The organism is Sediminibacterium salmoneum NBRC 103935 (assembly GCF_000511175.1).
In the GTDB taxonomy this organism is placed as follows: domain Bacteria; phylum Bacteroidota; class Bacteroidia; order Chitinophagales; family Chitinophagaceae; genus Sediminibacterium; species Sediminibacterium salmoneum.
Map to the genome: position 1 here is coordinate 1920106 of NZ_KI866530.1, position 12214 is coordinate 1932319.

Sequence of the window (12214 nt, forward strand, 5' to 3'; positions counted from 1 at the left end):
AGATTAAGACAGTTAAATTACTGTAATTTCATAATACAATTGAATCCGAATTCATGATATCTTCTGAAAATAGGAACGAAGAAGAGTTCAGAAAACTCTCTTACCATTTGCCTGACCTTATCTTTCAGTTTACCAGAAGGCCGGATGGAACTTATCATGTTCCCATTGCTTCCAAGGGCATTGAAAATATTTTCGGCTGCAAACCGGAAGATGTAAAGGAAAGTTTTGAGCCGATTGTGAAAGTAATGCATCCGGAAGATCAACAAAAAGTTCTGGAAGCCATTGAAAAGTCCGCTAACGAGCTGACAGATTTTGCAATGGAAGCGAGAATTTTAATTCCGGGGAGACCCATTCAATGGATTTATACCAGATCAACCCCTGAAAAACTAGAGGATGGTTCCATTACCTGGTATGGTTTCAGCAGAGATATGACTGAGCAAAAACTGGCACTCGAAAAAATTACTGCTCTTTCTAAAAAACAAGATGCCATTTTAAAAGCCATTCCCGATTTAATTTTTGTTATTGGGGAAGACAAGGTTATTTACGAATATCATTCAAGTGTAAAAGAATTACTAGCCGCACCACCTGAAGTATTCATAGGTAAAAAATATTCGGATATCATTCCAGGTGAAGCATCCGCGGTCATGGATTCAGCCTTAATGGAAACAAAAGAAAAAGGATTTTCTTCAGGGCAGCAGTATCAACTGAACTTACCCATTGGCGATTTTTGGTTTGAACTATCAGTAGCGCCCATTGAGGATGAATCTGCAGATTTTCAAAAATATATTGTTGTATCTACCAATATTACAGACCGAAAGTCAAAAGAAGAAAGAATCCAGCAACTTTCGCTGGCCGTTGAGCAAAGCTCAACTAGCATATTAATTACAGATATTGATGGTAATTTACAATATGCCAACAGTTACTTTTATCAACATACCGGCTATACTAAAGAGGATAGCATTGGTCAAAACTTACGATTTATTCAATCCGGCAAAACCAATCTTTCTATCTATGAAGAAATGTGGAATACAATTAAATCTGGCTCTTCATGGAAAGGTGAGTTTTTAAATAAAAAGAAAAATGGAGACTTATTCTGGGAAGAAGCCATTATATCTCCGGTTAAAGATGCCAATGGAAATATCAAAAGGTTTTTAAGTATTAAAACAGATATTACAACTCGTAAAGCCACCATTGAAAAATTAAGAAAAATTGCCTGGAGCCAAAGTCATCAGGTAAGAGGCCCACTGACAGATATCCTGGGTATTATCAATCTGATGAAAATGAAAATTTCTTCAGAAGAAAAGAATATGTTGCTAAGCCAACTGGAAATTGCAGCGCATGGCTTAGATAAAGCCATACATGAAATTGTAGACGAAACTCAAGACAAGAATTAATAGAGATGAATAATGAATTTAGCGTTACAGCCAAGCTGGTGGACATATATAACAAAAAGATTTATCCTGCAAGAGTTACTATCGCCAATCAAAAAATAACTTCCATAATAGCTGTGGAAGAAAATGAATTTGATACTTCAGGATTTATCATGCCGGGCTTTATAGACAGTCATGTGCATATAGAGAGCAGTATGCTGATACCGAGTGAATTTGCCAGAATTGCTGTGTTGCATGGCACAGTTGCCACGGTAAGTGACCCACATGAAATTGCCAATGTTTGCGGAATAGCTGGTGTTCAATTTATGATTGAGAATGGGAAAAAAGTTCCTTTCAAATTCAATTTTGGTGCACCCAGCTGTGTGCCTGCAACCATTTTTGAAACTGCAGGTGCATCACTGGACAGCAATCAAGTGGCTGCGCTTTTAGCATCCGATGATATTAAGTACTTAAGTGAAATGATGAATTTCCCCGGCGTGCTGCACAATGATCCCGAAGTCATGAAAAAAATTGCAGCAGCACACCGGGCCGGTAAGCCCGTGGATGGACACGCCCCCGGCCTTACCGGAGCATTGGCCAAACTGTATATAGAAGCAGGTATTTCCACCGATCACGAATGCTTTACCATGGAAGAAGCCGTAGACAAATTATCCTATGGCATGAAGATTATTATTCGCGAAGGAAGTGCCGCCAAAAACTTTGAAGCACTGGCCGAACTGATTGATGATCATCCGAACAGTGTGATGTTCTGCAGCGACGATAAACATCCGGACAGTCTGGTGGAAGGACATATCAATCAATTGTGCGCAAGAGCTGTTGCCAAGGGCCTGGATCTTTTCAATATTTTAAAAGTAGCCTGCATCAATCCGGTGCATCATTACAAACTGAATGTAGGAACCCTTCGTGTGGGCGACCCTGCCGACTTTGTTGTTGTAGAAGACCTGACCCATTTTAAAGTTCGTCAAACCTATATTGACGGGCAGGCGCTTCTGTCAAACAACCTGGCAGAAAATCCTGCATTAGTCTTGCCAAAGAACGAAAACGAATCTCAAGAAAAGGATGAATTTAAATCCGCCGTTCAACAAACGGCTACTCCATTCAAATCCATCATCCCTTCCGTTTCCGCCACCCCCATCAATCGCTTTTCCTGCAAACCCGTAACAGCAGAAGACCTGCGTATTCGTATTTCGGATTATCCGCAGGAAGGGGGTATGATCCCTGTAATAGAAGCTTTGGATGGGCAATTGATAACGAATCGGATCATGCTGAAGGGCCTGGAAAACAACGGAGAATGGATCAGTAATCCGGAAGCGGATTGTTTAAAAATGGTAGTAGTGAACAGGTACCATATGGCGCCGGTTGCAAAAGCTTTCATCAAAAATTTTGGTTTCAGTACCGGCGCCATCGCCTCCACGGTAGCCCACGATAGCCACAATATTGTAGCAGTGGGCGCAACGGATGAAGATCTGGTGGCAGCCATCAATGCAGTTATAGCGGCAGAAGGTGGAATCAGTTGTATAAAAGGATCGGAACAAAAAGTATTGCCCTTACCGGTTGCCGGACTCATGAGCACAGGAGATGGTTTTGAAATTGCGCAGCAATACACAGCCATTGATGCCATGGCCAAAAGCCTGGGAAGCCAGCTGGGTGCACCTTTCATGACACTCAGTTTTATGGCATTACTGGTGATTCCTCATTTAAAATTGAGCGACAAGGGGTTATTTGACGGGGACAGTTTTTCTTTTTTATCCTGAACTGACCCGCGGTAAAAACCGTATTTTCGCTGCTCAATCTTTCACCATGGTGATCAATTTAAGTAAACAGCATAGCCTGCTAAGCAACTGGGTAGCTGAGTTAAGAAATGTCAATGTACAAGGCGACCGTATGCGTTTCAGAAGAAACCTGGAGCGTATTGCAGAAGTAGCTGCTTATGAAATCAGCAAGGAACTTCCCTGGGAAACGGTAGAAATTGCAACTCCTCTGGGAACACACGAAAGTAAACTACTAAAAGACCAACCCGTTTTAGCCACCATTTTAAGAGCAGGCTTGCCCATGCACAATGGCATGCTGAACTATTTTGACAAAGCAGACAATGCTTTTGTATCAGCCTATCGCAAACACCACAGAGATGGGAGTTTTGAAATCAGCATGGAATACATGAGTTGCCCTGATTTAAATAACAGGGTAGTAATTATCTCTGATCCCATGCTGGCCACCGGTGCATCAGTGGTAAAAACCATTCAACATATGAAAGCCGAATGGAATCCGGCCAGCTTCCACGTAGTGGTTGCCATTGCCTGTTCTGTTGGCATTGAATTCCTGGAAAGAGAATGTGGAACTGATGTAAAAATATGGTGCGGCGATATTGATGAAGAGCTGACAGCCAAGTCGTATATCGTTCCGGGACTGGGAGATGCAGGAGATCTGGCATTTGGCTCAAAAATGCAATCCTAGGTTATCCCCTACCGCTCATGTAGCTTAACAGGCTGCATGCCTCAATTAAATTGTATCTTTAGGAGGAACTAATTAGTATGCGTAGAATTCTGCTTATGGGATGGGGGGCTGTTTTGTCTTTGGTGGTGCAGGCACAGGATCCGCATTTTTCTCAATTTTTTTCTTCTCCGCTTACTTTAAACCCTGCATTTACTGGTAAATTTTTTGGCACTTATCGCATTGCAGGCAATTATCGCAACCAATGGCCGGGCATCAACAATGCTTTTACCACAGCAACCGCTTCCATTGATTTTCAGATTATGCAAAACAAAATGCAAAGAGGCGATACCTGGGGCGTAGGGTTCATGGGATTCAATGATAATAGCAGCAACGGTGCTGTTCAGTTTAATTACGGAAGTTTTTCTACTGCCTATCACAAGAGTCTGGACGAAGATGGTATGCACCAGATTGGTCTAGGCTTTCAGGGGACCTATGCCAATATGTTTATCAACACCACCAATCTGAATTTTGAAGACCAGTTAACTACATCTGGCTTTACAAGGGTAACTTCGGAAATTTTCAATAACAGTACACTGAAATCAAGATACCTCGATTTAAATGCCGGCTTATTATACAACGGCAGCACCAACGAGAATAACAATTTTTATTTTGGCATCAGCATGTACCATATCAACAGACCACGTCAATCTTTTACCGGAGCCGAATATGCTTTAAAACCCAGAACCAATATTCATGCTGGAGCTTATTTTCCTTTAAGTACCACTACCACTTTACACCTGAGTGGATCACAGAGTTTTCAGGCACAGGCTTCTCAAACCATTATTGGTGGCGCCATACAGCTGAATGCAACCCCTGATCAACTTAATCCAACCAGTTTATATATTGGTGCATGGATGAGAATGAAAGATGCCATCATTCCTTATATAGGTATTGAGTTTAACAATATTCGCATTGGCGCTACCTACGATTACAATACTTCTTCTTTAAGAACTGCTTCCATGAACAGAGGTGGCATTGAAGTTTCATTAATTTACATTAGAAGACCCAATACAGACAGACCAGTGAACTGTCCTAAGTTTTAAGCGCTGATTTGTTATCTTTGGCAAAAACCCCCGATTGTTAAAGGAAATTATTATATCAATACAGGCATACGGAGCTGCGCATCGTTTCATTAAAGCACATAAACTTTGGAAATGGATTATTGTTCCCGGATTTCTATACATGTTGCTTTTTATCACAGGCATGTATTTTTTTAGTCAAAGCGCCAACAATGCCATTGAATGGATTGCACTCAAAACAGGATTAAAGAGATGGCTGGATACATTAGACAGTGGTTTTCTGGGATTTATTTTCACCATGGGAAGCATGCTGCTCTGGATTTTGCTGATGCTTTTTTACTTTTCGCTTTTTAAATATTTGTTCCTGATCATCGGGTCTCCGCTTTTTGCCTATTTAAGTGAAAAAACAGAATCCATTTTAGAGAACAAGGATTTCCCTTTTAATACCAGTCAGTTTCTGAAAGATATTGTACGCGGGATAAAGTTGGCCATACGAAACAGTTTGTGGCAAACCGTTTATGTACTAAGCATTATTTTTTTAAGTCTGATTCCGCTACTCGGATGGCTGACGCCATTTCTTGCGTTGATTCTGGAATGTTATTATTATGGATTTTCTATGTTAGACTATAGTATGGAAAGACACAAAAAATCTGCTTCTGAAAGCATTGCTTTTGTATCGGCACATAAAGGCCTGGCCATCGGAAATGGTATTGTTTTTTATCTGTTTCATTTATTACCCGTAATCGGGTGGATTTTGGCACCTGCCTACGCAGTAGTGGCTGCCACTCTAAGTATATATCCGCTTAAAAAAGAAGCTTTGGAGAAAATACAGAACAACCATGGGTAAAGTACTACTTATACCAACGGTGCTGTACGAAGATGCATTGGAAACCATTCCTGCTTACATAAAGGAAGGAGTAGAACAGTGTACGTACTTTTTTGTAGAGAACGAAAAAACAACCCGCCGTTTCTTCAAAAAAATCTGGAAAGAAATGGTGATTGATAATTATCAGTGGCAAGCCATTCACAAAGCCGAAGCTGCAGTTGTTCAGCAGTTTTTAAAAGCCTTAAAAGAAGGACATACTATTGGCATTGTAAGTGAAGCGGGGTGCCCGGGAATTGCAGATCCGGGGCAAGTGTTGGTAGAAGCAGCACAACAAAATGGATATCCTGTAAAACCCTTGGTAGGACCCAGTTCTATCTTACTGGCTTTAATGGCCAGTGGCATGAACGGTCAATGCTTTCAATTCAACGGATACCTGCCGATTGATCCGTCAGAAAGAAAAAAGAAAATCAGGGCATTGGAAGAAGATTCGCTTCGTCATCAGTGTACACATATATTCATTGAAACGCCTTACCGGAACAATCAGATGATGAAAGATTTACTGAGTGCCTGTAAGCCGGAAACCCGCATTTGCATTGGTAAGAATATCACGGCACCCGACGAAAGTATTGTAACCCTTACCGTAAAAGAATGGAGCAAAAAAATACCGGAACTTCATAAAATTCCGGTAATCTTTTTATTGCAGGCTTAGCCAAATTTTCTCCGCAAAGCTTAGTGTTGTTTGGGTGCAATGATGGTTTCATTTCCCAGCCCTCTCACTTCTAAAATACTGTCTACAATGTATTTCTCTACACCGCGCCAGGGCAAAGCACCTAAATACCTTTTGTAATGCACATTAATTTCTCTGCCTGAATTCTGATTGAGTACTTCCGCCACTTTTTCATCTACCACGCTGAACACAAATTCATTGCTCTGCACATTGGCCTTAAATCCACTCTGAATTAAATTGCCTTCATAGGTTTTAAATACAAACCCTTTTTGCTGAAAAGTATTCAGAATCCCCGCTTTGGTTCCTTCAGAATATACAAAATAGTAACGCCAGTAAATAAAGCCAATCAGTACTAAAAGTACTATGGTGGTTGCGCTCCAGGCAAATTTTTTCATAGTCATATTATAGTCCGTATTTGTCTACTAAATAAATCAGTGCCGCCATATTCACTGCGCCCAGATTCAACTCTCTTTTGTTTACATTTTCAAAAACATCGGAGCGGGCATGGTGAATATCAAAATAACGCTGGCTGTCCGGCATTAATCCGGCAATGGGTGTTCCAAAAGTTTTATTCAAAGGCCCAATATCTGCCCCACCGCCACCGGCCTGTAAAAAGTCAGTACCATAAGGTTTCAACAAAGGCAGCCACTGTTGAATTTTTGCCAGTTGCTCTGCACTTGCGGTAAAGCCAAATCCTCTTGGTGTAAATCCACCTGCATCAGACTCTAAAGCAAATACATGTTTCTCATTGTTCTTCTTTGCTTCTTCTGCGTATTTATTACCTCCTCTCATTCCATTCTCTTCGTTGGCAAACAACACAAAGCGCAATGTGCGCTTGGGCTGATATCCCAACACTTTCAATGCTCGCATGATTTCGATGGTCTGCACAATACCTGCACCATCATCATGGGCGCCTTCATTTACATCCCAGCTATCCAGGTGTCCTCCAACGGTAATGTATTCATTAGGAAATTCAGTACCGGTTAATTCAGCAACTACAGAATGCCCTTCCACATCCGGACCAAAGGATCCGTTGGTTGTCATGGAAACTTTGATGGTATTCTTTCTGGTTGTTTCCCAGATATAGTCTGCATCATAATTGCCCAAAGCAATCGCAGGGATTTTCGGATAAGCTTCATCGTAGCCGGTTGTACCGGTATGCGGGTTGTTATCCGTGGCTTCCGTTAAAGAGCGAATCATCACTCCTACTGCACCGTACTTTGCTGCTCTGCTAGGGCCAGATCTTCTGTACTGACCGGCTTCCCCATAAGACTTGAAAGTCTGAATATTGGTGGGATTGAATTTGTTGTTGAAATACACAATCTTGCCTTTCAGCTGGTCTTTCTTCGCTTCCATTTCATCAAAATCCTGCACGGCCACCACTTCTGCTACCAATGGCTTTCCACCAGTACCTATTGAATTACCCAATGCCAATACATCCAGTGCACGATTGGTTTTCTTTCCATTCTGATCAACTACGGATGCTAAGTCCTTGCCCCCTCTTTTCCAGTTTGGCATCATACAGGCTTGTAAAAAAACCTTGTCTGCCCCCAGCTTTTTTAAAGAAGCTTCCCCCTAGGCAACCGCTTTATTGTATTGCTCAGAGCCGGCTAATCTGCCGCCAATGCCCTTGGTTAATTCGCGCAAAAGGTCGTGGGCCTTGCCATTGCGCATGATTTCATCACTAATTTTTTTAATGTACGCCGAGTCTGCATTGCTTTGTGCAGAAAGCAGCATCGGAATAGATGCTGCCAGGATTAATAATTGCTTCATTGGCTAAAGTTAATGAAATGAACGCTTTGTTACGCTTTGATGAACGGGGCGAACAAAAGCAAAAAAAATCCGTTCTTTACAGTGAATAATTCAATTGCAATGAGAATAGGTATAGTATGTTACCCCACTTTTGGTGGATCAGGTGTTTTGGCTACAGAGTTAGGCAAGGCGCTGGCAGATGAGGGCCACCAGGTACATTTTATTACCTACCAGCAACCGGTAAGGCTGAATGTATTCAATACCAATATCTTTTACCATGAAGTAAGGGTACCCACTTATCCGCTGTTCGATTACCCTCCCTATGAAGTGGCATTGGCCAGTACCATGGTAGACGTAATTATGAATTATGATTTAGACCTGCTGCATGTACACTATGCCATTCCCCATGCTTCTGCTGCCTATATGGCCCGTCAGATCGTGCAAAAGAAGACAGGCAGACATGTTCCATTCATTACTACTTTACATGGCACCGATATTACTTTAGTAGGACGCGACAAAACCTATGAGCCGGTTGTTACTTTCTCTATCAATGAAAGTGATGCCATTACTGCAGTATCTAAAAACCTAAGGGACGAAACCTATCATTCCTTTGCCATTGAAAAGGAAATTGAAGTGATTTACAATTTCGTTGACGTAAGCAGGTTCAATAAAAAACCCATTGATGCATTCCGAAAAGTAATTGCGCCTAACGGAGAAAAAATCATCATGCACGCCAGTAACTTCAGAAAAGTAAAAAGGGTTACGGATGTAATAAAAGTATTTGCAGCCACGCAGGCAGTGGTGCCTTCTAAATTACTGATGGTAGGCGATGGCCCTGAAAGACCTGCCTGTGAAGAACTGGCCAGGGAGTTAGGCGTTGAGCACGATGTTCGCTTCTTAGGAAAGCAGGAACAGATTGAAGACATACTTGCAGTAAGTGATGTATTCTTATTGCCTTCAGAATACGAGAGTTTTGGTTTGGCGGCATTAGAAGCCATGGCTGCAAGAACTGTAGTCATCAGCACCAATGCAGGGGGTTTGGGAGAAATTAATATTCAGGGACAGACTGGCTATATGGCTAATGTAGGCGATGTGGATTCCATGAGTAAATATGCCATTGAATTATTAAGCGACGAGCAAAAACTAACCAAGCTGAAGGAAGCAGCTTATGAACAGGCTGCTCAATTCGATATCAAAAAAATCATTCCGATTTACGAGGCACTATATGGAAGATTTTGCAGGATGAGTTTGTAGTTTTATTCAAGAGCAGAATGAATAAACAATTACATACTGTTTACACTGCTCAATACAATCTCACAAAGCACCCCTAACTCCTCCTGTGTAATAATCAACGGCGGCGCAATTCTGATTCGGTCGGGTGCAAACAAAAACCAATCGGTTACCAACCCGTTTTGAATACAAGCATGCGCAACGGCTTGTGTAATTTCAGGAGTCGCAAACTGCAAACTCATCCACAGTCCAAAATCCTTTACCGATAGTATTTTCGGGTGCTGTAAGCGGGATTTTAATAACGCATTTTTCTTTGGAACATCCTGAATCCATTCGGGGTGTACTATCAATTCTTCAAAAGCGGCTTTGCCCGCTGCACAGGAAACCGGATGTCCGCCAAAGGTTGTAATATGACCCAATACAGGCGCATAGGTTAAGGTATTCATGAGTCGTTGATCCGCAATAAATGCCCCCAATGGCATGCCACCACCTAATGCTTTTCCCAGCAACAATATATCAGGTACAATGCCATATTGTTCAAATGCCCATAGAGAACCCGTTCTTCCAAATCCTGCCTGAATTTCATCCAATATCAATAACACACAATGCTGATTGCATTTTTCCCTTACCGCTTGTAACCATGATGCGGGGGGAGCAGTTACGCCACTTTCTGCCTGCACCGTTTCCAGAATCACACAGGCTGTTTGGTGATCAATAGCTTCCAGTAAATCGGGTGACCCATAATCATAATGATACACATCTGGCAACAAGGGGCGGAATGCCTGTTTAAAATATTCATCCCCCATCATACTCAATGCGCCTTGTGTGCTGCCATGATAAGCGTTTTTGGCGCCGATGATTTTAGATCGGTTCGTTACCCGCTTGGCCAGTTTCATCGCCCCTTCTGTGGCTTCTGCCCCACTATTGGTAAAGTAGACACAGTTTAAAGTAGCTGGCAGGTGTTCGGTTAATTTTTTGGCATATTGCACCTGGGGTGTTTCAATGAATTCCCCATAAACAATTACGTGCATATAAGCAGCGGCCTGTTCCTGAACCGCTTTTATAACGGCAGGATTCCCATGTCCGATATTGGCCACACTGAAACCCGAAATGCCGTCAATGTACTTTTTGCCCTGGGTATCAGTAAGCCAGACCCCTTGTGCAGCAGCCATTTCAATCCCGATGGGTTTGGGAGAAGTCTGGGCCACATGGTCTAAGAATAATTGACGTTGATTCATTTGAGTTCAAACTTATAATAAGATTGCCGATAATTTATATCTTCATTACAAATATTACTATGGCAACGATTTTACCTGTTCTTGGCAAGCATCCGCAAATGGGTGCAGATTGTTTTGTAGCTCCCAACGCAACCATTGTAGGAGATGTGGTAATGGGCGATGAATGCAGTGTATGGTTCAATACCGTTGTGAGAGGAGATGTACACTATATAAAAATAGGGAACAAGGTTAATATTCAGGATGGTGCCGTTATACATTGCACTTATCAAAAAAATCCAACAGAAATTGGCAACCGTGTTTCCATCGGTCACAATGCCCTGGTGCATGGGTGTACCATACACGACGATGTGCTCATTGGCATGGGCGCCATTGTAATGGATCGCTGCATCATTCATTCCAATTCCATTATTGCAGCCGGTGCAGTATTACTGGAAGGAACCGTAGTTGAATCAGGAACTATTTACGCAGGTGTTCCCGCTAAAAAAGTGAAAGACTTATCACCCGATATGGTGCATGGTGAAATAGAAAGAATATCGAATAATTATGTGCAGTATGCTTCCTGGTTTGCAGACTACAATCACAATAATTTTTTAAAGCAGTAAGGCTTAGTATTTTTTGTCTTCCATGGTATCCAGAATGGTAAGATAACTTACATAGCGATCTTCGGATACAGAACCAATACCAACCTGTTGCTTCACGGCACAACCCGGTTCGTTAATATGCATGCAATTGTTAAACTGGCAATCGCCCAGCAATGCCCGCATTTCCGGAAAATAGTGAGAGAGCTCCGATTTGGCGATGTCTACAATCCCCAATTCCCTAACCCCCGGTGTATCTATGATATGGGTTTGTTCATTGATGTCGAACATTTCAGCAAAAGTAGTCGTGTGCAATCCCTTCCCGCTCCAGTTACTCACTTCCTGTGTTCTCAGATTAAACTGCGGAAACAAGTGATTGATAAAAGTGGATTTGCCAACCCCGCTATGTCCGCTTAGCAAAGTGGTTTTGTTCATCAGTTCGGCTTTCAAATCTTCCAGTCCCAACCCTGTTTCTACACTAATTAGTTTAACCCTGTATCCTGCCTGTGTATAAATATCTTTTAGTAATTCAAAGCGTTCCATTTCTTTATTCCTGTACAAATCGGCCTTATTAAAAACCAGAATGGCAGGAATATGGTAGGCTTCACAGGAGATTAAAAAACGATCGATAAATCCGGATGATGTTTTGGGTTCTTTCAAAGTTGCAAAGAGCAAACTCTGATCCATATTGGAAGCGATGATATGGTGCATCCGTTTATTGTGAGGAGAAACCCTGGCCACATAATTTCTTCTGTCGTGAATGATTTGAATAATGGCAGATTCTTCCTGCACGGCTTCAATTTCAATATCTACCTCATCGCCTACTGCAATTGGATTGGTTGAAGTATGGCCTTCAATTTTAAATACCCCTTTGGCACGGGCATTATAAAACTGTCCATTTTCTGCTTTTACCTGGTACCAACTACCAGTTGATTTGTATATTTTGGCCTTCACAGAAAC

The 12214-nt window shown here is 41.9% G+C and carries 13 protein-coding genes; 8 read left to right on the forward strand and 5 right to left on the reverse strand.

The window, feature by feature from the left end:
• The first annotated feature begins 53 nt into the window (after positions 1–53).
• The 6 genes from P767_RS0108935 to P767_RS0108960 all read left to right on the forward strand — a co-directional run bounded on the left by P767_RS0108935 (position 54) and on the right by P767_RS0108960 (position 6438).
• Positions 54–1394, forward strand: coding sequence for a PAS domain S-box protein (locus P767_RS0108935; RefSeq protein WP_026764233.1), 1341 nt, complete (start codon positions 54–56; stop codon positions 1392–1394).
• Between the two features lie 5 nt (positions 1395–1399).
• Positions 1400–3145 carry an adenine deaminase gene (locus P767_RS0108940; RefSeq protein WP_026751050.1) on the forward strand — a complete coding sequence of 582 codons (1746 nt, stop codon included), beginning with the start codon at positions 1400–1402 and terminating at the stop codon, positions 3143–3145.
• Between the two features lie 46 nt (positions 3146–3191).
• Complete coding sequence (gene upp, locus P767_RS0108945) at positions 3192–3845, forward strand: uracil phosphoribosyltransferase (RefSeq protein WP_026764234.1); 654 nt, start codon at positions 3192–3194, stop codon at positions 3843–3845.
• A gap of 77 nt (positions 3846–3922) precedes the next feature.
• Positions 3923–4927 (forward strand): PorP/SprF family type IX secretion system membrane protein, encoded by a 1005-nt coding sequence (locus P767_RS0108950; RefSeq protein WP_026764235.1) that lies wholly within the window; start codon positions 3923–3925, stop codon positions 4925–4927.
• Positions 4928–4961: 34 nt separating this feature from the next.
• Entirely contained in the window at positions 4962–5750 is a 789-nt protein-coding gene (locus P767_RS16520; protein WP_051417254.1) for an EI24 domain-containing protein, read from the forward strand.
• Complete coding sequence (locus P767_RS0108960; RefSeq protein ID WP_026764236.1) at positions 5743–6438, forward strand: SAM-dependent methyltransferase; 696 nt, start codon at positions 5743–5745, stop codon at positions 6436–6438. Before P767_RS16520 ends, P767_RS0108960 begins: the two co-directional genes overlap by 8 nt.
• A 20-nt stretch (positions 6439–6458) precedes the next feature.
• Here P767_RS0108960 and P767_RS0108965 read toward each other — a convergent pair whose 3' ends face one another.
• From P767_RS0108965 to P767_RS18865, 3 genes are read right to left on the reverse strand one after another with little or no spacing between them, the layout of a single operon-like run.
• Positions 6459–6851, reverse strand: a complete 393-nt coding sequence (locus tag P767_RS0108965; RefSeq protein WP_026764237.1) for a hypothetical protein — start codon at positions 6849–6851, stop codon at positions 6459–6461.
• Between the two features lie 7 nt (positions 6852–6858).
• Positions 6859–7977, reverse strand: a complete 1119-nt coding sequence (locus P767_RS16525) for a M20/M25/M40 family metallo-hydrolase (protein ID WP_245586870.1) — start codon at positions 7975–7977, stop codon at positions 6859–6861.
• A 54-nt stretch (positions 7978–8031) separates the two neighbouring features.
• Positions 8032–8229, reverse strand: a complete 198-nt coding sequence (locus P767_RS18865) for a hypothetical protein (RefSeq protein WP_245586871.1) — start codon at positions 8227–8229, stop codon at positions 8032–8034.
• 99 nt (positions 8230–8328) lie between these two features.
• Between P767_RS18865 and bshA the strand changes: the two genes are divergently transcribed.
• Positions 8329–9462, forward strand: coding sequence for an N-acetyl-alpha-D-glucosaminyl L-malate synthase BshA (gene bshA / locus P767_RS0108975; protein WP_026764238.1), 1134 nt, complete (start codon positions 8329–8331; stop codon positions 9460–9462).
• 29 nt (positions 9463–9491) lie between these two features.
• Here the strand turns inward: bshA and P767_RS0108980 are convergent, their stop codons facing one another.
• On the reverse strand, positions 9492–10676 hold the full coding sequence (locus tag P767_RS0108980) for an aspartate aminotransferase family protein (protein WP_026764239.1): 1185 nt from the start codon (positions 10674–10676) through the stop codon (positions 9492–9494).
• 59 nt (positions 10677–10735) lie between these two features.
• Between P767_RS0108980 and P767_RS0108985 the strand changes: the two genes are divergently transcribed.
• Complete coding sequence (locus P767_RS0108985) at positions 10736–11278, forward strand: gamma carbonic anhydrase family protein (RefSeq protein WP_026764240.1); 543 nt, start codon at positions 10736–10738, stop codon at positions 11276–11278.
• Between the two features lie 3 nt (positions 11279–11281).
• Here the strand turns inward: P767_RS0108985 and rsgA are convergent, their stop codons facing one another.
• On the reverse strand, positions 11282–12208 hold the full coding sequence (rsgA, locus tag P767_RS0108990; RefSeq protein WP_026764241.1) for a ribosome small subunit-dependent GTPase A: 927 nt from the start codon (positions 12206–12208) through the stop codon (positions 11282–11284).
• Positions 12209–12214: the final 6 nt, after the last annotated feature.